The organism is Pseudomonas sp. 34 E 7 (genome assembly GCF_900005715.1).
Classification (GTDB): domain Bacteria; phylum Pseudomonadota; class Gammaproteobacteria; order Pseudomonadales; family Pseudomonadaceae; genus Aquipseudomonas; species Aquipseudomonas orientalis_A.
Genome location: NZ_CVTX01000070.1, coordinates 1 through 20,477, shown reverse-complemented (window position 1 = coordinate 20,477; position 20,477 = coordinate 1). Strand labels below are relative to the sequence as shown.

Sequence of the window (20,477 nt, the reverse complement as noted above, 5' to 3'; positions counted from 1 at the left end):
CAGGGCCCTGGCCGTGCAGGCCGACAGCGCGGACCCCGAACAGGTCGCGCAGTTGTTCGCAGCCATCGACCGCACGTTCGGGCGCATTGATGTCCTGGTCAATAACGCCGGGGTGCTGGCGACCCAGTCGCGCCTGGAGGATCTTGGCCATGAACGCATGCAGCGCATCTTTGCGGTCAATGCCATCGGCCCCATGCTCTGCGCCCAGCAGGCGGTCAAGCGCATGGCTTACCGGCACAACGGGACGGGCGGGGTGGTGATCAATGTCTCTTCGGGCGCCGCACGCCTGGGCAGTCCCAACGAATACATCGACTATGCCGCATCAAAAGGCGCCCTGGAGACGTTTACCATCGGGCTTTCCAAGGAAGTGGCGCGCGAGGGCATACGCGTCAACTGTGTTCGCCCCGGGCACATCTACACCGACATGCACGCCAGCGGCGGCGAGCCGGGCCGCGTCGATCGCGTCAAGGACTCGATTCCCATGGGGCGCGGCGGCCAACCGGAGGAAGTAGCACAGGCCATTCTGTGGCTGGCCGGCGCCGAAGCGTCGTTCGTGACCGGCACCTTCCTTGACGTGACGGGAGGCAAGTAAGCCGGCGGGCGTCTTCGTCTCGTTTGCGCTCGAAAGGGACGAATTCGCCTGGTAGTCGCAATTTGTTACGAAGCAATCACGGCAAAATGCCAGTTTGCGCCGGCAAAAGGGGGCAAAAACGCGCCTGCCATGGATTTTTCATAAAATCGTAACAAAGCTGCTGCACAGTCCCGGGAGCCCGAAATTACACCACGGAGTTCCTGAATGAAAAGCTTGATGAAGTCTGCTGCACTCGCCGTTGCGGTTTCTCTGAGCGCCACTTCGGTGTTTGCTGCCGAAAGCATCCGCCTGACCGGTTCCGGTGCCAGTTTCCCGGCCCCGATCTACCTCACCTGGTTCAAGGATTTCAGCAAGAAAAGCGCGGGCGTCACGGTTGACTACCAGTCCAAGGGGAGCGGGGCCGGTGTGCAGGACTTCCTGAACAAAACCGTCGACTTCGCCGCCAGTGACTCCGCGATGAAAGACGAAGACATCGCTAAGGTTGCCGAGGGCGTGCAACTGCTGCCGATGACCGCCGGTGAAATCGTGTTGGCCTACAACCTGCCGGGCAACCCGAAGGGCCTGAAGCTGCCGCGCGATGTGTACTCCGATATCTTCCTGGGCAAGATTACTCAGTGGAACGATCCCAAGATCGTTGCCGCCAACCCGGACCTGAAGCTGCCGGCTACGCCCATCACCGTCGTGGTGCGTGCGGATTCCAGTGGCACCACCGCGGTGTTCACCAAGCACCTGGCGGCGATCAACCCTGGCTTCAAAGAAGCATTGGGTGAAGGCAACACCGTCAACTGGCCGGCCACCGACAAGTTCATCAAGTCGCCCAAGAACGACGGTGTGACCGCCACCGTACGCCAGACGCCAGGCGCGATTGGCTATATCGAATACGGTTTCGCCAAACTGGCCAAGGTTGACTTCGCCCAGTTGCAGAACAAGGCCGGCCAGTACGTTGTGCCCAATGCCGAAAGCGGTGCAGAAGCACTGGCTGCGGTGAAGATGCCGGAAAGCCTGGTGGCCTGGCTGCCGGACCCGGACGGTGCCAAGTCCTACCCGATCACGTCCTACACCTGGATGATTTTCCGCAAGGACAACGGCAACCCGGCCAAGGCCAAGGCCATGCGTGAAATGGTCGAGTACAGCCTGACCGAAGGGCAGAAAATCGCTGACTCCATGGGCTACATCCCGCTGCCGGCTTCGGTAGTCGAGCAGGTTCGCAAAGCCTCCGCCAACATCCAGTAAGGCGTGCCAGGTCGCTTCCGGCATGGGCACTCAGCCCTGCCGGGAGCACTTCTTCCCTGTTTCGGAATTAACCCATGAACACACCTTTTGTCGTACCGGGTAACCCGGACTCTGCGTGCCAGCCACCGTCCACCAAGGACTTCGTGATGGATCGCACGTTCCGTGCGCTTGCACGCATCGGCGTGGTGCTGGTGCTGGCGCTGGTCTTCGCACTGGTGTTCGAAGTAGGGCGCAAGGCCCTTCCAGGCATGGAAAAGCACGGTTTTGACGTGCTGCTGGGCAGCGTCTGGGATGTCAACCAAGGCAAGTACGGCATTCTGCCGGCGATTTGGGGCACGCTGTACAGTGCTTTTATCGCGTTGATGATCGCCGGCTTTTTTGGCGTCAGCATGGCGATTTTTCTCACCCAGGATTTCCTTCCCGCCAAGCTGGCTGCGGTGTTTCGCACCATCGTCGAATTGCTCGCGGCGATCCCCAGCGTGGTGTACGGCCTGTGGGGCATCTACGTGGTCATCCCCGCCATCCGCCCGCTGACGGCGTGGCTGAACACGGAACTTGGCTGGATTCCCTTTTTCGGTACATCCCTGAGCGGGCCGGGCCTGCTGCCGGCCGCGCTGGTGTTGGCGATCATGATCCTGCCGACCATTGCCGCAGTGTCCCAGGACGCGCTCACCGCGGTGCCGATGAAAACCAAACAGGCCGCCTACGGCATGGGCACGACGCACTGGGAAGCGATTCTCAAGGTGATGGTGCCGTCGGCCGCCACCGGTATCTTCGGCTCCCTGGTGCTGGGCCTCGGCCGCGCCCTGGGGGAAACCATGGCCCTGGCGATGCTGGTGGGTAATGCAAACAACATTTCCCTGTCTCTGTTTGCACCGGCCAATACCCTGGCGGCCTTGCTGGCGCTGAACTTTCCCGAGGCCGGGCCCAACGAGATCGAGGTGTTGATGTATGCGGCGCTGGTGCTGATGTTCATCACGCTGCTGGTCAACGTGGCGGGTTCGATGCTCATGCTCTACGCCCAGCGGGGGACCAAACAATGACCAACCTCACCACGCCTGCCGCCGCGCCGCCCAGCCTGCAGCGCCGCTTCGAAGGCCGCGCCCTGCGCAGCCTGGTCTTGACCACGCTGGTCTGGTTCGGCGCGCTGCTGGCCAGCGTACCGTTGATCTCCGTGCTGTATATGCTGATCACCCGAGGCGGTGCGCGCCTGAGCCTGGAGCTCTTCACCGAATTGCCGCCGACCGGTTTCGAGACCGGCGGCGGCTTCGGCAACGCCATGGCCGGCACCCTGGTGATGGTCGGCATTGCGGCGGCGATCGCCGTGCCGGTCGGTATCCTGGCCGCCGTCTTTCTTGCGGAACTGGGGCCTGACAGCAAACTGGCGAGCGCTGCGCGCTTTGCCGCCAAGATGCTCACCGGCTTGCCGTCCATTCTGGCCGGGGTGTTTGCCTACGCGCTGGTGGTGATGACCACCGGAACCTACTCGGCACCGGCAGGTGGCGTGGCGCTGGCCGTGCTGATGCTGCCAATCGTGGTGCTGACGGCCGAAGAGTCGATGCGCATGGTGCCCAAGATCATGAAGGACGCTGCCTACGGTATGGGCTGCACCCGTTCGCAGGTGATCTGGAAGATCGTCTTGCCTACCGGCCTGCCGGCGATCCTGACCGGCGCCATGCTGGCCGTGGCGCGCGCTGCGGGCGAAACCGCGCCATTGCTGTTCACTGCGCTGTTCAGCAACTACTGGATCTACCACGACGGCAACCTGGCCGTCATGAACCCGACAGCCTCGTTGGCCGTGCTGATCTACAACTTCTCCGGCATGCCTTTCGACAATCAGCTTGAACTCGCGTGGGCGGCCTCGCTGGTGCTGGTGATGATCGTGCTGGTCGTGAATGTCGTGAGCCGTATTTTCGGCAAACCCAAGTACTAAAAGCGGGAGCACCTGAATTTTGAACGTATCCACTGCGCAAATAGCCGCTCCGTTTGTGACCGAGTCGCCTGTGGTCATGGACTGCAAGCTGGACAAGATCTTCTACGGCAACTTCATGGCCGTGCGTGACAGCCACGTGCCGATCGAAAAAAACAAGATCACCGGTTTCATCGGGCCTTCCGGCTGTGGCAAAAGCACCGTGCTGCGCAGCCTCAATCGCATGAATGACCTAGTCAAGGGCTTTCGTTTCGAAGGGCATGTGCATTTTCTCGGCCAGGACGTGTACGGCAAGGGCGTTGATCCCGTGGTCGTGCGCCGTTACATCGGCATGGTGTTCCAGCAGCCCAACCCGTTCTCGATGAGCATCTTCGACAACGTCGCCTTCGGTCTGCGCCTCAATCGCTACAAAGGCGATCTGGGCGACCGCGTCAAACACGCGCTGCAGGGCGCCGCCCTGTGGGACGAGGTCAAGGACAAGCTCAAGGTCAGCGGCTTGTCGCTCTCCGGCGGCCAGCAGCAACGCCTGTGTATCGCACGCGCTATCGCCACCGAGCCGGAAGTGTTGCTGCTGGATGAACCGTGCTCGGCGCTCGACCCGATCGCCACCCGACGCGTCGAGGAACTGATGGTCGAGCTGAAGAAGGATTACACCATCGCGCTGGTGACCCACAACATGCAACAGGCGATCCGGGTGGCGGACACCACGGCGTTTTTCTCGGTGGATATTTCCCAGGGCACGCGCACGGGGTATCTGGTCGAGATGGGCCCGACCGCGCAGATTTTCGGCAAGCCGCGCGAGCAAATGACCGAAGACTACATCAGCGGCAAGTTCAGCTGAGTCACACCGTCCGGCCTGGGCCGCCCACATGCAAGCGCCAAACGGACTTGGCGTGAACCGGTAGATTTTTTACCTCGTGTTTCCAAGGAGTTTCAATGTCTGTAACGCATCGCCTTGATTTACCTGCCATTGAGCGCGCATTGCGCGAAGTGCAGGAGCGCTTCGCCGAGCTGAGCCGGCACTTCACCGAGCCGCGTGACCCCTTGACCGACGAAGTGCTGCTCAATGTGCTTGAAGGCTATGCGTTGATTGACGACTATGTCGCACGCGGCGTGGACCTGTTTGATCTTCATCAGCTGAACCTGATGCTGGAAATCAACGCCACGGTGCTGTGCGGTCGAGACCCGGCGCGGCGGGTGGAGTACGCCCAGCACCTGGCGGCGACCGAGGAGCACTTCTTCAATAACGTCGAGGGCGGTATCAAGGACTTGTTCAACTGGTATTGCGCGTATCGCAGCGAATCGGTCTGGAAGCGTGCGGCCGGCGTCTATGTGCGCATCCTCAGCAAGCCGCAGTTGTTCATTGAAGGCAACAACCGCAGTGGGTCGCTCATCGTCAGCTATTTGCTCATGCGTGCAGGTTTGCCGCCGTTCGTGCTGACGCTGGAAAATGCCGAGGGTTATTTCAACCCATCCTCGGTGATACGCAACTCTGCCAAACATGGTGTCAAGGCGTTGTATGAATTGCCCAAGATCAAGAAAAAGTATGCAGCCTTCCTGGAGCACCAGGCGCCTGATCCAGGCAAGTTTTTCCTGAGCGGCGCGCGGCTGCCCCTGCGAGAGAGAGGCCACTGATGCGCCGATTCAAGCGTCAACGCCTGCGTATTTCATTTGATATTGATGACACGCTGGCCTGTCAGCTGCACCACTGCGCTGTCGAAACCAGCTGGCTGCCGGCCTGTGTGCATCGTTGGCTGGGGGAGCCGTTGCGCATGGGCACGCGTGCCCTGATCCGCGACTTGCGTCGCCAGGGTTGCAGTGTCTGGGTCTATACCTCGTCCGGTCGCACACCGTCCTACATCCGCCGCTGGCTGTTGCTCTATGGAATCCGCGTCGATGGGGTGGTCAACAGTGTGCTGCATAACCGCGCCCTGACCGGGCACGGGCTGTGCAATGCGCCTTCGAAGTATCCGCCGGCATTCGACATCGACTTGCACGTCGATGATTCCGAGGGCGTGCAGATTGAAGGCGCTGATCATGGATTCCGCGTTGTCGTGGTCGACCCGCAGGACATACGCTGGACGCAGAAAGTCCTGGATGCCGTGGTCGTTGTCCGCGCGCAGCTCGGTTGGCCGCGGCTGATCAGCCCCAAGGCGCCGCGCAACGCCGGGCTATCGCTTGAACCGAGCAGGCCTGTCGCCCCCTCGATCCTGGCGCGTGGGCAATGGTCCGGCTGAATGTATCCAGGACAATTCTTTGCGTGTATCAAATGGCGGGCGTTGATTGATCGTTCCCACGCTCCGCGTGGGAATGCATCCCGTGACGCTCCGCGTCACCTTGCGCAGGTAAAGCAGGACGCGGAGCGTCCAAGGCGGCATTCCCACGCAGAGCGTGGGAACGATCATGTAGCGATCATGTAATGGTCGGGTTAAATGTATTCAGGACAATTCTTCGCGTGTATCAAATGGCGGGCTTAGGCTCGCATTTACATACAGCAGGGAGGCGAATCCGGCGCGCAGGATGCAACCGTTCCAGCGGCGTCGAATCGATTGAGGCATGTTCAGTCACGTTACGGTCGGGTGCACCGACCTCGAAAAAGCAGCTCATCCCCATGGCAGCACGCCTCACAACGCCTGTTGCGGCGATCTGGAGCGCCCATGGTAGAGCCATCGACGCTCCTGCTGTTTGCGGGAGCCGTGTTGCTGTTACTGATGTCTCCCGGCCCCAACATGGCCTTCGTGATTGCGCACGGCGCCAGCTACGGCTGGCGTGGCGGCGTCGCTGCTGCGTTGGGAATCGGCGCGGCCGACCTGGTATTGACCGCGCTCACCGCAGCCGGCCTCACGGCCGCCATAGCGCAGTGGCCCCCCTCGTTCGACCTGATCCGCTGGGCCGGTGCGTTCTATCTGCTCTGGATGGCCTGGAACGCCCTGCGGGTGCGTGCCGCACGTTCAACGCATGCCACCCTCCAGGCGTCGCTGATGTCGGTGTTCATCCGAGCGATGCTTAACTCTTTGCTCAACCCCAAAGCGTTGCTGTTTTTCATGGTATTTTTGCCGCAGTTCGTTGTGCGCGGCAGTTCTGCGGTCGCCCTGCAAATAGTGACGCTGGGGTTGCTGTTAACCTTGATCGCGATCATTTTTCACGTCGTGCTGGGCCTGATGGGGGGAATCATCCGGGGTTATGCGTCCCACCACGGCGAGTCCGCAAAGTGGCAGTCGCGGGGCCTTGCATTCGTATTGGTGTTGCTGGCAGTTCGCTTGGCGTTCACGTCGCGGCCGGCATGAGTTATACGGGTAGCCGGTGCGTACTTGCATAAAAAAGCCACTCGATCGAGTGGCTTTTTTATCCTGTGAATTTCGATCGTTCCCACGCTCCGCGTGGGAATGCATCCCGTGACGCTCCGCGTCACCTTGCGCAGGTAAAGCAGGACGCGGAGCGTCCAGGGCGGCATTCCCACGCAGAGCGTGGGAACGATCAAGCCATGCTACGACGTCTGTTGACCTTGCTTATTTGAGCGTGACGTCAACCATCGGCGGGATGTAACCGTAGTCATACTCGGCGACCACGAATGTCTGCTGCCCTTTGATCTTGATGCCCACGGTCGGTGCCTCGGTGCCGCCGATGCGCACCTGTGTCCCGCCTTCGCCGGTGGGTACGCTGTCGATGAAGGAGGTCACCAGGCCGTTGGGCATCACGCAGTGCGAGTAGGTCTGGAAGGGCTGGGAAGACGGATTTCCCAGGACCAGGCCGGAACCGTTCAAGGGCACGTAAGGGCCGAACAGCGAGTCGGCGACAAAACCGTACACACCGTCCGGCCCGGTTACCCCGTCGCCATAGGTGAAGGTGTGGCTGATGGTGAACAGATAATACTTGCCGTCCTGGAACACGAAGTGCGGACGTTCGGTCTGGTCGTTGACGCCGACTGCGGTCAGCAGCGGCGGCAGCATTTCCCAGTCGTCGCCGTCTTCGTCACGGGCCACGGCGATACCAACGCAGGCGGTCTGGAAACGCGAGTTGCCGACGTCTTCATAACCGGGCGGCACATCGCCGATTTCTGCCTTGCCCACCTTGTGCGAGCCGCGCTCGCCGGCCACGTTGCCTTCGAACAGCATGTACAGCTTGCCGTCCTTCGGGTCGCGGAACGGCCATGGATCGCGGAAACCCCAGAAGGCGTTCTGCGCTTCGGTCTGGTACATCTTGCCGTCGGCCTCGAACAGCGGCTTGACCTTCTCGAAGCCCACCAGGCTGACGCCATGCTCGGTGGTCACCACGCGGCCACGCACCTTGACGATGGTCGCGCCGGGTGTGACGGCGGTGTAGTACAGGTCCACCTCGCCTTGCTCGTTCAGCAGGATCGGCGTGCCGGCCCATTCGCGCACCGTTGGCGAAACGCCTTCAGCCATGACCCGGCCGCCGAGTTTCCAGTCCTTGCCGGTGCGGGAGTACCAGTAGTACATCTTTGCCCGACCGTGGCGATCGGTCCAGTCGCGGGTGATGTCGTAGTTACCGTTCTCATCGAGGTACTGCGGGTCGTTGGGGTGACGGTCTGCGGTCAGGGTGAAGATCACCGACCAGCCATCGACGGAAGTGATATTTCCGTCAATGTCGCGCAGCGGCATGGTGTCCCAGATAAACACCTTGTCGCTCAGCACCGGGAAGTCGGCACTGACCAGCGGCTGGGTGGTGGTGGGGTCGTCCGCATGGACTTTCAGCGCATCGGCGCGGGTCCACAGGCTGGGCAGGTGGGGTGTTTTGCCAAATTTTTCAGTGGTGCTTTTCATAGGTAACCTCGTCCGTGAAGCTAAGTTGATACTGTATTTATATACAGTCATTTGACTTTAAAAGACTGGTTCCCTCGGGTCAAGGGCTAAAATGCATTTATGCATATTTTTGCGTGATGCCTTGGCTGACACGTTTCAGCTATGGATTTTTACAGACGTTCGCGTTCGGCCGGGAGGTAGCTAAGGGAGCCGCTACTAAATAAGGAACTTTGGCCCCGCAGGCCTTCTCCATTGCAGATAGCCCCGCCTCAGCCGGCCTGCGCCGGATGATCGCTGACTGCAACCCGCCGCCAGAGCCGCCCATGACCGAACCCAGACCCAGCCACGCCGAACCTTCCACGCCGTCCCTGCGCCGCGCCGTGACCGGCCCGATGTTGTTCCTGTTCATCCTGGGCGACGTGCTCGGCGCCGGCGTGTATGCGCTGGCCGGAACCATTGCCGGCCAGGTCGGCGGGGCGATCTGGGTACCGCTGCTGGTGGCGTTGTTCTTCGCCATGCTCACGGCCGGCTCGTACGCCGAGTTGGTGACCAAATACCCCCATGCAGGCGCTGCTTCGGTGTTCGCCGAAAAGGCGTTCAAGTCGCCGCTGATTTCGTTCCTGGTGGGCTTTTGCATGCTCGCCGCCGCCGTGACCAGCGCCGCCGGGCTCTCCCTGGCGTTTGCCGGTGACTACCTGGCGGCGTTCGTTAACGTCTCGCCCCACGTGGCGGCGCTGGTCTTTTTGCTGGTGATTGCGCTGTTGAATGCGCGCGGGATCAAGGAATCGCTGGGCGCCAATATGGTGATGACGTGCGTGGAGCTGTCCGGGCTGCTGTTGGTGGTGGTCGCCGCAGCCTGGTGCTTGCAGGCCGGCGAGGCCAACCTGGGGCGGGCGTTCGAATTCAAGCCCGGCATCAACCCGATGCTTGCCGTGCTCGGCGCTGCACTATTGGCATTCTATTCGTTCGTCGGCTTTGAGACGTCGGCCAACCTGGCGGAAGAAATCCGGGGTGTGCGCAGGATTTACCCGCGCGCGCTGTTCGCCGCGTTGATCGTGGCGGGTATCGTGTATATGGCGGTTGGTGTCGCCGCCTCCGTGGTGTTGCCGATGGACAAGCTGACAGCCACGTCGGCACCGCTGCTCGAAGTGGTGCGCGCCTCGGGCCTGAATATTCCACCGCAACTGTTTGCCTTCATTGCCCTGGTGGCGGTCGCCAATGGCGCGCTGCTGACGATGGTCATGGCCAGCCGCCTGACCTACGGCATGGCGCGCATGGGCCTGTTGCCGGAGCCGTTGTCCCGCGTGCTGCCCAAGCGCCGTACGCCCTGGGTGGCGATCATTGCCAGTACGGCCGTGGCCATAGCCTTGACGCTGACCGGCACGCTGGCGGCATTGGCCGAGACGGTGGTGTTGTTGTTGCTGTTCGTGTTTCTCAGTACCAACCTGGCGGTGCTGGTATTGCGGCGTGACACCATTGAGGAGCAGCATTTTCGCGTGCCGAGCTGGGTGCCGGTGCTGGCGATTGTTTCGTGCCTGATCCTCCTCAGCCAGCAAAGCCTGGATACCTGGTTGCGGGGCGGGGCGCTGATTGTGCTGGGCATGGTGCTGTATGGCTGCAATCGGTTGGCGACGCCGGCGGTGCAGGCGGGTTGAGTACACCAACCGGGTAGCGACCTATGCCGCCGATGGAGGTGTGTCAGGCGCAGATGCATGCACTGACCCTCCCTCATCGAGGGCAAGCCCCCTCCCACATTGGACTGGTGTACGGCTTGGGGCTCGCGTACTGCCCGAAAACCAATCCAGTCACGCCGCGTCTGCTGGTGAATACATTCTTCCTGACGCATGGCGCTCAAATGTGGGAGGGGGCTTGCCGCCGATGGCGGTGGGTCAGTTGCAGAAGCATTCACTGACCCTCCCACAGTGGATTGGTGCATGGCTTAGAGATCGCGCACTACCCGGAAACCAATCCAGTCACCGCGCGTCTGCGGGTAGATGTTGTTGCGGTTGCCGGAGCGGGAGAACACTGGCGCCTCGCCCCAGTCATTGCCGCGAATCTGGTAGGACTCGCAGTTCGGTTCCATCCAGGCACTGCCGTCAGTCGGTGCACCGATGTAGTTCGGGTGTTCGCAATCGGCAACCCGTTCATACACATTGCCGTGCATGTCGTACATGCCAAACGCGTTCGGCGGGTAGCTGCCCACCGGTGACGAATAGCTGTAGCCGTCCGCCGGGCCGTAGGTGTTGGCGTGCCTGGCAATGCTGTAGCCCTTGCCGTCGTCGAACGGGAAGGGGAACGGCCCGCGGGTGCCGGCGCGGGCCGCGTATTCGCGTTGGGCTTCGCTGACCATGTGGTACTGCTGGCCGGTTTTTTTCGACAGCCAGGCCACGTAGTTTTTAATGTCGTCCATGTCCATGCACACCGCCGGCTGGCGCGGGCCCTGGGGGTAGCGCGGCTTGCTGGCGATGCATTCGCGGCCGGGACGATCATCACCATTGGCGATCTTCACCCCGGTCTGGCGGACATAGCTGTCCCATTCACCGGCGGTAATGTGGAAGCGGCTCATGGCGAAGGGCTTGGCGAAGGTCACTTCATGCATCGGGCCTTCGTCCGGTTCGCGGCCGACTTCGTCTTCCGGGGTGCCCATGGTGAAGGTGCCCGCAGGCAATACCACCATTTCCGGGCAGTCCTTGCAGTCCTTGAAGACTTTGCCCGGTTGCGGTGCCGCCGCCTGGGCCATGCCCGGGAGCAGGGCGCCGCACAGTACGGTCAGCGCCAGGGCTGTCAGGGGTTTGAGTCGAAATGGCGTCATGTGAGCGTCTCGTTCAAATAAAAAAAGGTCACAGCCGCTGGCTCAGCAACGCCATGAAGAGCTGGATCTCATCCGAGCTGTTGAGCAGGCCGGGGGAGGTTCGGATCACCGGCCCGACATCACGGTCCACGGCGTCGATCACCACTCGGTTTTTCATCATGTAGCTGGCCACCGCATCGCAGTCCTGGCCCTTGACCCGAAAGAAGGTAAAACCTGCCGACAGCGCTGGACTGCGCGGCGTGACCAGTTCTATCTGCGGATGCGCCAGCAGTTGCGCTTTAAGCTCGGTGTTGAGTGCGTGGATACGCGCCTGCACCGCTGCCTTGCCCAGTTGCAGGTGCAGCTTGAAGGCTTCGTCGGCGGCCCAGCGATGCTCGAACGCGTGGTAGCCGCCGGGCGTCATGGTGGTGGCGAAATCCTTGTCTTCGGAGAAGGTCGGCACCATCGGTGTGACGTAGGTGTTGTCGGGGCTGCGAGCGCACACCAGGCCGGTGCCGCGCGGGCCGAACATCCACTTGTGGGTGCCGGCGATGAAGAAGTCGCAGTGCATGGCCGGGAAGTCGAGATTTTCCACGCCGAAACCGTGCACGCCGTCGACCACGTAGAGCAGGCGGTCGTTGTCGTCGCGGTTGCGGTTGTATTCATTCACCAACTGGCCGATTTCGCCAATCGGCAATTTGACACCGCTGCCCGACTGCACCCAGGTCATGCCCAGTACGCGGGTGTTGGGGCGAATATTGCGCTGGATATTGCCCAGCACTTCATCGGCGGACACGCCGCTGGCGCTGTCGAACAGCCGGATGCGGCGTACCTGGGTGCCTTCCCTGCGCACGCGAAAATCCAGGACGTTCTGCGTCGCGTAATGCTCATGCTCGGTGGTGAGAATTTCCTGGTCGGCGCGCACCTTGATCCCGCCATAAATCATCGCCAGCCCTTCGGAGGTGCTGCCGGTCAGGGCGATCTGTGGCGGTGTGGCGTTCAGGTAGCGGCCCGCCCATTCACGCACCTGGCCTTCGCGTTTCCAGGTTTCCTGCAGGTCCCAGTCCATCGCCAGGCCGGGGTTGCGGTCGATCTGGGCGCGGTAGCGCTCAATGGCCTCGCGCACCGGCCTGGGGTGCGACGCGACCAGGAAGTTGGAAAAATGCAGGTAATCCGGGTCCTGGTTGAACAGTTGTTTCAAGCCTGTCCATGGGTCGTTCGTGGCGGCGGCCAGCGCCTGGGGAATCAGCGTGTTGCCCAGCGGCAGGCTGGCGGCCAATACGCCGGCCTGCTTGAGGAATGTGCGACGGTCGGTCATGGGCTGACTTCTTGATGGGCCAAGGGTTTGGCGGCTTTCTGGACCTGCTCCCACACCCGCAGGAAGTTGCCTCCCCACAGCTTGGCGATATCGGCTTCGGAATAACCGCGCTGGATCAGTTCGGCGGTGACGTTGCGCACTTCGCCAACGTTCTCCCAGCCCTGCAGGCCACCGCCGTCGTTGAAGTCCGACGCGATGCCGACGTAGTCGATGCCGATCTTGCGCACGGTGTAGTCGATGGCATCGCCCCAGTCCTTGAGGGTCGCCTTGGGTTCTTCCTCGAGAATCGCGTACAGCTCGCTGGCATACTGGCCGAAGCGCTGTTCGGGCCACGCGGCGATGATCGCATCGCCCGGCATCAAGGCCATCGCCAGGTTCGGCAGCGGCGGCAAGTCGAAGCGGGCGCGCAGGGCGTTGAGCTTGTCCTGGGTCGGCTGGCTCAGGGGGCGCAGGTAGGCAGGAAAGCCCACCACCTGCACCACGCCGCCGCTGCGCTTGATCAGTTGCAGTTCCTTGTCGCTGAGGTTGCGCGGGATGTCCACCGACGCCCGGGGGGCCGAGTGGGACGCTACCATCGGTGTACGGCTCAACTGCGCGACCTGTTCCAGGGCCTTGGTCGACATCTGCGACACGTCGATGATCACCCCCAGGTCATTGAGGCGCTGCACCGCTTGCTGGCCGATGGGCGACAGGCCCTCGAGGGCGTCGGTGGTGTCATTGAAAAACGGCAGCGGGCGCGACGAGTCCGACCAGGCGTTATTGCCGATGTAGCTGAAGCCGAACATGCGCATGCCGCGCGCCGCCCACAGGTCCAGCTGGTTCAGGTCGTCACCCAGGGGGTAGGCGTTGAGCATGCTGATAAAGATCGCGAACTTGCCTTCGCCGTGCAGACGGCGCATGTCGTCCGGGGTGTAGGCGATGCCCACCTGGTTGGGGAAGTCGCGGACCATGCCGGAGATGATTGTGTAGCGCACCTCCTGCTCATGGCGGGCTTCCTCGACAAAACCGTCGGTGGGTTTGTGCGGGGCGTTGGGGCCGTTCCAGATTTCCGGCCAGCCGAAAATGGTCAGGGCCGCGCCGGATAATCGGCCGCGCGCCGCTTTGGCCAGGTCGAACTGGCCGCTGCCATCCTTGTCGGCTTCATTGCCGGCGGTGCCGAAATCCATGGGCACGGTGATATGGCTGTCGAACGACAACAGGCGATCCTGCATTTCATTGGCCTGCTTGATCACCTCCAGCGGGTAGCCGGCGTTGCCCTTGAACCAATGATCCCAGACCAGAAAGCCGGCCCCGGCAGCGACCGCCAGTGCCAGCGGCAAGCCGATATACAGCGCCTTTTTCGAACGTGGTTTTGTCATTGCCATCTCAGTCAGTTGAGGCCTTTGCTATCAGGGAAGAACGAGCGATGACCGGGGAAATTTAGCGGGCGCTGCCCGGGCGGTAAATTTCCCCAGGCTGCAAACGTTCTAGCTCTGATTAAGCCGTTTCCTAAGGTAGACAATGACGATCTCTCGACGTGGGTTCATCGCAGGCCTGGCGCTGACCGGCGCGGCGGTGCCCGCGGCCTTTTATGCCCATCGCGAGCTGACGCGGGAAGAAGAATTCCCGGTCACCCCCGGCGAAGCCACGGTCGAGCTGGCCGACACCCAGGGCCAGCACCTGGCGAATACGTTGCGCGGCGTGTGGAGCCTGCGCCTGGAAGGTCGCGATGCCGGCCTCAGGGGCTTGCCGTCCCGGGGCCTGGAACTGCTGCTGGACATCGCGCCCCGTGGCCGTGGCTTGCGCGGTTACCTGGACACCGCCGAGAACCTGCGGGCCGACGGCGAGCCGCGCTACCGCGTATTGGGCGATCTGCTGACGGGCGAGGGCGCCTTGCTCTATTGGCGGCTGATCGACCGCGATTCGGCGGCGGGCATCCCGGCCTACGAATTCAAGATGACCCTCGATGAAGTCTGGGCCGACTTCGGCAATGCCGGCAGCGGCACCCTCAGTGGGCAGATCCTCGACCTTGAGCGGCCCCTGGCATTGACCGAGCGCGACAACCGATTCATCGCCCTCAAACAGCTGTTCCCCGAAGCCCGCCAGCGTATCGGCCTCAACCCGACCCTGCTGGCCTGGCTGATTGCCCCCGAACATCGCCTGTTTCACCAGCTGTGGCACGCCACCCGTGACCAATGGCACAAGCTCTCCGAGGAAAAGCGCGAGGCCCTGCGCGGCATCGGCTGGCAACCCGGGCCGCGTGGCCGGGAGCGCGATGCACGGGGCAAGCTCAAGGACCGTAACGGCTCGGGCATCGACTTTTTCTTCATGCACCGCCATATGCTGGGCACTGCCCGCTCCATGCAGGACCTGCCGTCGTGGCCGCATTTCCCCGAGCCCCAGCCGGCGCTGGAGCGCGATCGCCCGGGCTTCGTGCGCTACTTCGATAACCACGACGGCTTTGCGCTGCCGCCGTGCTGGTCGGCGCCGGATGACGCCGATTACACCCAGTGGGTCAGCGACATCAAGGCTGCCGAGACCTACCACAGCAATTTCCAGGTGTGGGAATCCCAATACCGCGACCCGCGCTACCTGGCCAGGCTGACCCTGGGCCAATTGGGCTCGGAGATGGAGCTGGGCCTGCACGACTGGCTGCACATGCGCTGGGCTTCTGTGCCGCGCGACCCGTCCAACGGCGCCCCGGTGCCGTTTGCCCGCGACCCTGCGGACTTCGCCGCACGCTGGTACGCACCGGAAAACGACTTCCTCGGCGATCCGTTTTCATCCCACGTGAACCCGGTGTTCTGGCACTTCCACGGCTGGATCGATGACCGCATCGAAGACTGGTTCCGCGCCCACGAGCGGTTTCATCCGGACCAAGTCACCCGGCTTGAGGTCAACGGCGTAGCCTGGTTCGCACCGGGACGCTGGGTTGAAGTCGGCGACCCCTGGCTCGGCCCGGATACCCACGGCTGCAGCACCACGCCGGGGTTGCAGCAGGGCCGCTCGATGGAAATGGACCCGGAAATCATGAAACTGGCCCTGCGCATCACCTTCGGTGCCGATGAGGAACTGCTCAAGGGCCTGTTCAAGCGCGTGCCGAAGCGGCCCTGGTATGCGCGGCATTTGAAGGTCAAGCGCGAGGCCTGAGTGCGGTGTTTTGGCTGCGTGTTCCTTGACATCGCGGCACTGGCGCGCAACGATCAACTCAATTTTTAAAAATTGAGTTTCAGTTGTGGCGAAAATCCATAAACCCACTGATTTCGCGGCTTTGTTAGATCGTCATGGTTTGCAGGTTTTCGAGCTTGCACGCATTTTCAAGGCGGTCGATGACAAAGGCCGATATTTGCACTGGGACGAATTCCGCCGTTACCCGACGCCGGGGGTCAATAAAGAGGCGGCCTGGGCCGCCATCAAGATGTCCCGGGCCTGTGGGAGCAAGACGCTTGAGCTCAAGAGCGAATGCGGCAGTGCTTTTTTCTTGTGCTCCACGGATTTCAGCGATGCGGTGATTCACGCTGTCGAGTCGGTGACATCCCGTTTAGGCGGGGCGGCAGCGTCGTCTCCTCAATACCGTGATAACGCTCAGTACCTGGTCGACTCCTTGATGATGGAAGAGGCAATTTCCAGCGCTCAACTGGAAGGTGCCGCGACCACGCGCAAAATCGCCAAGGACATGCTGGCCAAGGAGCGCCCGCCACAGAATGACGATGAGCGGATGATCCTCAATAACTATCAACTGATGAAACATGCCAAGTACAACCAGGGCGAAGACCTGTCTGTCGCATTGATCTGTGAGTTCCATGGCATCGCGACAGCAGGGATTGACGAGGACGATATTCGCCCCGGGCATATCAGGGAAACCGACGATATTTTTGTCGGCGGCGCGGGGAATGAAATTGTTCATCAACCCCCTCAGGCTGCATTGCTACCGGACAGGCTTGAGGCACTTTGCAGGTTTGCCAATGACCGCCATGACGGTCAAGGCGGCAGGCACTTTATCCATCCGCTGGTCAAAGCCATCATTCTTCATTTCATGCTGGGTTATGAGCACCCCTTCAGGGACGGCAACGGCCGCACCGCACGCGCGTTGTTCTATTGGTTCATGCTCAAAAGTGGTTATTGGCCTTTTGAGTACATTTCCATCAGCGCCTTGCTCAAAGAAGCCCCGATGCAATACGGGCGCTCGTATATCCATACGCAAACCGATGGATTCGATTTGACCTATTTCGTCATTTATCAATTGCGGGTCATCGAGCGCGCGATGAACGAATTCATGCTGTATTTCGAAGGTAAAAGGCAAGAAGCCGTAGAGCTGATGAGCTGGCTCGATTCGCTTGATTTAAAAGAAGGGTTGAACTACCGACAGGGCCATTTCCTGAAAAAAGTGCTGCAACACCCTGGGCGCATCTATACGCCCAGGGAACTCACCCATGACTATGACATTTCCGAAAATACGGCACGCAAGGATCTTGAAAAACTGGTCGGCATGAAACTTCTATTCAAGGTACAGGAAGGAAAAAACCACCTGTACATCGCGCGCGACGACGCGCAGTTCAACTTGAAGAAGCTGACGAACGCGGGTTGATAGAAAACAAAAAAACCGGCTGATCAGGCCGGTTTGGGTTCCCTTCAACAGCAGGGGTTATACGTGGTTGCTCAGCAGGCGTTCAGCACCGCCTTCGGCCAGGCCACGTTCCTGCAGACGATCTGCACCGCCCTCAGCCAGGCCGCGTTCCTGCAGGCGATCCGCACCGCCCTCGGCCAAGCCACGTTCCTGCAGGCGATCCGCTCCGCCCTCAGCCAGGCCACGTTCCTGCAAGCGATCCGCACCACCTTCGGCAACACGGGTTTCAATCATGCGATCCGCGCCGCCTTCAGCGAATACCGGGTGGGCGAAAGCGTTTGCAGCCAGTACCGAGAAAGCGAGGCTAAGCAAGAGTTGGCGTTTCATGATGGTGTGCTCCAAGTGTTTTAGTGAGGTGCCGTTTGGCATGGGTTTGATGTTACGCGTCGCAGTTTTTAAGAGAACTTCATTGCGCTGATGGTGACTATCGACGCCAGCGATGGACCCGCTCACGGGCCATCACTGCGACCGTCATGGCATCTGCGGCACTTCATTGGGGCGCAGGTCAAAGACCAGCACCTCGGCGTCCTCGCCATGGCTCAGGCGAATCTGGCGTTCGTCCCGTACGCGCACGCCGTCGCCTTCCTGCAAGCGCCGGCCATTGAGCTCGACGCTGCCGCGCGCCACATGGACGTAGGCGTAGCGATCCGGCGGCAAGTCCAGTTGCGCGCTTTCATCACCATCGAACAGCCCGGCATACACCCGCGCATCCTGGCGAACATTCAACGAACCGTCGGCGCCGTCCGGCGAGATGATCAGTTGCAGGCGCCCGCGTTTTTGCGCCTCGCTGAAGTGCTCCTGCTGATAGCGTGGCTTGGCCCCGGCTTCATTGGGCACGATCCAGATTTGCAGGAAGTGCACGCCCAGGCGGTGACTGTGGTTGAACTCGCTGTGGGCCACGCCGCTGCCGGCGCTCATCAGTTGCACATCGCCGGGGCGGATCACCGAGCCGGTGCCCAGGGTGTCCTTGTGTTCCAGGGCGCCTTCGAGCACATAGGAGAAAATCTCCATGTCACGGTGCGGGTGCTGGCCGAAGCCTTTGCCGGCGGCGACGCGGTCATCATTGATCACCAGCAGGTCGGAAAACCCTTGTTCATTCGGGTTCCAGTAGTTGGCGAACGAGAAGGTGTGGAACGACTTCAACCAACCATGATTGGCGGCGCCGCGTTCGGAAGCTTTGCGAAGGGTCAGCATGGTCCAGTCCTCAAGTGAGCGCGGGCTGCGAGATGCAGGGCGCTTGCGTTGAGAAGAAGGTTAATGGTTAACGGTTAATTCATTAAGAAGATGAAATCCGAATAACTGTCTCTTATGAGTTGACAGTAAAAGGCATGCCATAATGCCCGTCGCCTTTCTTCTCGATGGACGTTTCCCGCTTATGAAAACCGTGGCCATGGCGCTGTTTCCGGACTTCCTGCTGCTCGACATGGCCGGGCCGCTTGAAGTGTTTTCGATTGCCAACCGCTACCTGCCGGTGGCCGACCACTACCGGATCCTCACCATCGGCACCGAGCCCGGGCCGTTGCGCGCCTCCAATGGCGTCACGGTGCAGACCGACCTGCTGCTGGAGCAGGCCCAGGACGCCTATGACGTGCTGCTGGTGCCTGGCGGTCCGGGGGCCTATAACGAATGCCATCCCGCGCTGCTGCCCTGGTTGAAGGCGATGGCGCCCCGGGCGCGCCGTTTCGGTTCGATCTGCACCGGCGCCTTTGTGCTCGGACACGCCGGCTTGCTCGACGGGCACCGCGTGACCACCCACTGGCATTACACCGAACGCTTGATCAAGGCATTCCCGAACGCCATCGTCGAGACCGATCGCATCTACCTGCAGGACCGACGCTTGATCACCTCGGGTGGCGTCACGGCCGGTATCGACCTGGCCCTGTCGATTGTCGCCCAGGACCATGGCAAGCAAGTGGCGGTGGACGTGGCCAAGGTGTTGCTGGTGGTGATGAAACGCCAGGGTGGCCAGGCCCAGTTCAGCCCGATGACCGCCGCCGTGGCGCCCCAGGAAACCGCGATCACTCGGGTGCAGCACCACGTGCTGGCGCAGCTCGACCAACCCTTTACGATCGAGTCGATGGCGGAACTGGCCGGCATGAGTGCGCGGCACTTTGCGCGACTGTTCGCCAGGGAAGTGCAGATGACGCCCATGGCGTTTCTGCAAGGCGCGCGCATCGACCGTGCCCGCCAGTTACTGGAAACCACCGACCTGCCGCTCAAGACCGTGGCGTTCCACTCAGGCTTCGGCAGCGTGCGGCATATGCGCTTTCTGTTCAGTGAAAAGCTCGGCCTGAACCCTACCCAATACCGACAACAGTTCAGTTAACGACACCCTGTCCGTCTGAGGCACCCGATTGTCCGTATCGCTCCCCGTGCCAGCATTGTCCTGTGACCGCCAGCTGGCAAGATAACGCCGAGCCCACGGAAAAAGGATGCGCAGGCACTCAAGCACGGGTGTTTCAGCGCTTTTACGGACATGAATCATTCTGCGGCGGTGAGCTTCGGCGCCTATACGTTTCATCGGCACCAGCGTCTGGTCAGCAAGGCCGGCTGGCCGGTGCCGCTGGGCGGGCGCGCCCTGGATATCCTCGCGGTGTTGCTGGAAGCGCCGGGGCACTTCATCAGCAAGGCGACCTTGATCGAACGGGTCTGGCCCAACAGCGTGGTTGAAGACAATAACCTGCGCGTGCACATTGCCGCGTTGCGTCGCGCCGTGGATGTGCAGCCTTTGATCCTCAATCATCCGCAGCGCGGCTATTGCTTCGCTGCGCCCGTGCAAGGCGCGCTGCCGACGTTGCCGGCAGCGCACAACCTGGCGGCGCGGCTGAGCCCTGTGGTCGGTCGCGATGAGCTGGTAGGCATGCTGGTACGGCGCATGGCCGGGCAGCGGCTGTTGACCCTGACCGGAGTGGCCGGTATCGGCAAAAGTACCCTGGCTCTGGCGCTCGCCGAGCGCGTGTTGCCACGCTATCGCGACGGGGTGTGGTGGGTCGACCTGGGCGACCTGCGCACGTTGGGCGAACTGCTCGGGCACCTGGCCACGCTCTTGCAGTTGGAGGCGGTCGACAGCCTCGATGAGCTGTGCCGACGGTTGGCCGCGCGCCGATTGCTGCTGGTATTCGATGGGGCCGACCTGCTGCTCGGTGCCTGTCGCAAGCTGCTGCGCGCGCTGCACGAAAGGGCGCCGGAGGTCAGCGTGCTGGTCAGCAGTCGCGAGGCCTTGCTGGCGCCGGGCGAATGGGTG

General features: G+C 61.7%; 19 protein-coding genes. 14 read left to right on the top strand and 5 right to left on the bottom strand.

Features of this window, described 5'->3' with window-relative positions:
• The 8 genes from BFP96_RS03395 to BFP96_RS03360 form a co-directional block, all read left to right on the top strand.
• A partial coding sequence (locus BFP96_RS03395) for an SDR family oxidoreductase (RefSeq protein ID WP_065935581.1) occupies positions 1 to 592 on the top strand: 592 nt, incomplete at its 5' end.
• A 204-nt stretch (positions 593 to 796) separates the two neighbouring features.
• On the top strand, positions 797 to 1,825 hold the full coding sequence (gene pstS, locus BFP96_RS03390; RefSeq protein ID WP_065935580.1) for a phosphate ABC transporter substrate-binding protein PstS: 1,029 nt from the start codon (positions 797 to 799) through the stop codon (positions 1,823 to 1,825).
• A 74-nt stretch (positions 1,826 to 1,899) separates the two neighbouring features.
• Complete coding sequence (pstC, locus tag BFP96_RS03385) at positions 1,900 to 2,868, top strand: phosphate ABC transporter permease subunit PstC (RefSeq protein ID WP_065888296.1); 969 nt, start codon at positions 1,900 to 1,902, stop codon at positions 2,866 to 2,868.
• Positions 2,865 to 3,758, top strand: coding sequence for a phosphate ABC transporter permease PstA (gene pstA, locus BFP96_RS03380; RefSeq protein WP_065935579.1), 894 nt, complete (start codon positions 2,865 to 2,867; stop codon positions 3,756 to 3,758). Before pstC ends, pstA begins: the two co-directional genes overlap by 4 nt.
• 76 nt (positions 3,759 to 3,834) lie before the next feature.
• Positions 3,835 to 4,596, top strand: a complete 762-nt coding sequence (gene pstB / locus BFP96_RS03375) for a phosphate ABC transporter ATP-binding protein PstB (RefSeq protein ID WP_065888298.1) — start codon at positions 3,835 to 3,837, stop codon at positions 4,594 to 4,596.
• Between the two features lie 95 nt (positions 4,597 to 4,691).
• Positions 4,692 to 5,390, top strand: coding sequence for a hypothetical protein (locus BFP96_RS03370; protein WP_065895572.1), 699 nt, complete (start codon positions 4,692 to 4,694; stop codon positions 5,388 to 5,390).
• The gene (locus BFP96_RS03365; RefSeq protein WP_065935578.1) at positions 5,390 to 5,992 is read left to right on the top strand and encodes a hypothetical protein; all 603 of its coding nucleotides are present in this window, start codon (positions 5,390 to 5,392) and stop codon (positions 5,990 to 5,992) included. The genes BFP96_RS03370 and BFP96_RS03365 overlap by 1 nt, the downstream gene beginning before the upstream one ends.
• A 420-nt stretch (positions 5,993 to 6,412) precedes the next feature.
• Positions 6,413 to 7,042, top strand: coding sequence for a LysE family translocator (locus BFP96_RS03360; RefSeq protein WP_065935577.1), 630 nt, complete (start codon positions 6,413 to 6,415; stop codon positions 7,040 to 7,042).
• A gap of 222 nt (positions 7,043 to 7,264) precedes the next feature.
• Here the strand turns inward: BFP96_RS03360 and BFP96_RS03355 are convergent, their stop codons facing one another.
• Complete coding sequence (locus tag BFP96_RS03355) at positions 7,265 to 8,539, bottom strand: glycoside hydrolase family 68 protein (RefSeq protein WP_065895575.1); 1,275 nt, start codon at positions 8,537 to 8,539, stop codon at positions 7,265 to 7,267.
• A 302-nt stretch (positions 8,540 to 8,841) separates the two neighbouring features.
• Between BFP96_RS03355 and BFP96_RS03350 the strand changes: the two genes are divergently transcribed.
• The gene (locus tag BFP96_RS03350; RefSeq protein WP_065935576.1) at positions 8,842 to 10,173 is read left to right on the top strand and encodes an APC family permease; all 1,332 of its coding nucleotides are present in this window, start codon (positions 8,842 to 8,844) and stop codon (positions 10,171 to 10,173) included.
• Between the two features lie 284 nt (positions 10,174 to 10,457).
• On the opposite strand, the gene BFP96_RS03345 is transcribed toward BFP96_RS03350, so the two are convergent.
• From BFP96_RS03345 to pvdM, 3 genes are read right to left on the bottom strand one after another with little or no spacing between them, the layout of a single operon-like run.
• Entirely contained in the window at positions 10,458 to 11,330 is an 873-nt protein-coding gene (locus BFP96_RS03345; protein ID WP_065935575.1) for a dihydropyoverdine dehydrogenase, read from the bottom strand.
• Between the two features lie 28 nt (positions 11,331 to 11,358).
• Complete coding sequence (locus BFP96_RS03340; protein ID WP_065935574.1) at positions 11,359 to 12,627, bottom strand: pyoverdine-tailoring periplasmic protein PvdN; 1,269 nt, start codon at positions 12,625 to 12,627, stop codon at positions 11,359 to 11,361.
• The gene (gene pvdM, locus BFP96_RS03335) at positions 12,624 to 13,985 is read right to left on the bottom strand and encodes a pyoverdine-tailoring dipeptidase-like protein PvdM (protein WP_065896167.1); all 1,362 of its coding nucleotides are present in this window, start codon (positions 13,983 to 13,985) and stop codon (positions 12,624 to 12,626) included. The genes BFP96_RS03340 and pvdM overlap by 4 nt, the downstream gene beginning before the upstream one ends.
• A 142-nt stretch (positions 13,986 to 14,127) precedes the next feature.
• Here pvdM and BFP96_RS03330 point away from each other — a divergent pair, with 142 nt between their 5' ends.
• From BFP96_RS03330 to BFP96_RS31640, 3 genes are all read left to right on the top strand, one after another.
• Positions 14,128 to 15,756, top strand: coding sequence for a pyoverdine maturation tyrosinase PvdP (locus BFP96_RS03330; RefSeq protein ID WP_065935573.1), 1,629 nt, complete (start codon positions 14,128 to 14,130; stop codon positions 15,754 to 15,756).
• A gap of 85 nt (positions 15,757 to 15,841) precedes the next feature.
• Positions 15,842 to 17,194, top strand: coding sequence for a Fic family protein (locus BFP96_RS03325; protein WP_065935572.1), 1,353 nt, complete (start codon positions 15,842 to 15,844; stop codon positions 17,192 to 17,194).
• A 63-nt stretch (positions 17,195 to 17,257) separates the two neighbouring features.
• Positions 17,258 to 17,584: a hypothetical protein gene (locus tag BFP96_RS31640; RefSeq protein WP_170875973.1), complete on the top strand. Its 327-nt coding sequence runs from the start codon at positions 17,258 to 17,260 to the stop codon at positions 17,582 to 17,584.
• Positions 17,585 to 17,704: 120 nt separating this feature from the next.
• On the opposite strand, the gene BFP96_RS03315 is transcribed toward BFP96_RS31640, so the two are convergent.
• A complete protein-coding gene (locus BFP96_RS03315) occupies positions 17,705 to 18,427 on the bottom strand; it encodes a pirin family protein (protein ID WP_065935570.1) in 723 nt (240 codons plus the stop codon).
• A gap of 181 nt (positions 18,428 to 18,608) precedes the next feature.
• Here BFP96_RS03315 and BFP96_RS03310 point away from each other — a divergent pair, with 181 nt between their 5' ends.
• Both BFP96_RS03310 and BFP96_RS03305 read left to right on the top strand, forming a co-directional pair.
• A complete protein-coding gene (locus tag BFP96_RS03310) occupies positions 18,609 to 19,559 on the top strand; it encodes a GlxA family transcriptional regulator (protein ID WP_065895584.1) in 951 nt (316 codons plus the stop codon).
• A gap of 150 nt (positions 19,560 to 19,709) precedes the next feature.
• Positions 19,710 to 20,477: winged helix-turn-helix domain-containing protein (locus tag BFP96_RS03305; protein ID WP_139113327.1), on the top strand; the 768-nt coding region annotated here is incomplete at its 3' end.

Coding starts and splice junctions, on each gene's coding strand:
- pstS (WP_065935580.1), top strand. CDS start 797: ATGAAAAGCTTGATGAAGTCTGCTGCACTCGCCGTTGCGGTTTCTCTG.
- pstC (WP_065888296.1), top strand. CDS start 1,900: ATGAACACACCTTTTGTCGTACCGGGTAACCCGGACTCTGCGTGCCAG.
- pstA (WP_065935579.1), top strand. CDS start 2,865: ATGACCAACCTCACCACGCCTGCCGCCGCGCCGCCCAGCCTGCAGCGC.
- pstB (WP_065888298.1), top strand. CDS start 3,835: ATGGACTGCAAGCTGGACAAGATCTTCTACGGCAACTTCATGGCCGTG.
- BFP96_RS03370 (WP_065895572.1), top strand. CDS start 4,692: ATGTCTGTAACGCATCGCCTTGATTTACCTGCCATTGAGCGCGCATTG.
- BFP96_RS03365 (WP_065935578.1), top strand. CDS start 5,390: ATGCGCCGATTCAAGCGTCAACGCCTGCGTATTTCATTTGATATTGAT.
- BFP96_RS03360 (WP_065935577.1), top strand. CDS start 6,413: ATGGTAGAGCCATCGACGCTCCTGCTGTTTGCGGGAGCCGTGTTGCTG.
- BFP96_RS03355 (WP_065895575.1), bottom strand. CDS start 8,539: ATGAAAAGCACCACTGAAAAATTTGGCAAAACACCCCACCTGCCCAGC.
- BFP96_RS03350 (WP_065935576.1), top strand. CDS start 8,842: ATGACCGAACCCAGACCCAGCCACGCCGAACCTTCCACGCCGTCCCTG.
- BFP96_RS03345 (WP_065935575.1), bottom strand. CDS start 11,330: ATGACGCCATTTCGACTCAAACCCCTGACAGCCCTGGCGCTGACCGTA.
- BFP96_RS03340 (WP_065935574.1), bottom strand. CDS start 12,627: ATGACCGACCGTCGCACATTCCTCAAGCAGGCCGGCGTATTGGCCGCC.
- pvdM (WP_065896167.1), bottom strand. CDS start 13,985: ATGACAAAACCACGTTCGAAAAAGGCGCTGTATATCGGCTTGCCGCTG.
- BFP96_RS03330 (WP_065935573.1), top strand. CDS start 14,128: ATGACGATCTCTCGACGTGGGTTCATCGCAGGCCTGGCGCTGACCGGC.
- BFP96_RS03315 (WP_065935570.1), bottom strand. CDS start 18,427: ATGCTGACCCTTCGCAAAGCTTCCGAACGCGGCGCCGCCAATCATGGT.
- BFP96_RS03310 (WP_065895584.1), top strand. CDS start 18,609: ATGAAAACCGTGGCCATGGCGCTGTTTCCGGACTTCCTGCTGCTCGAC.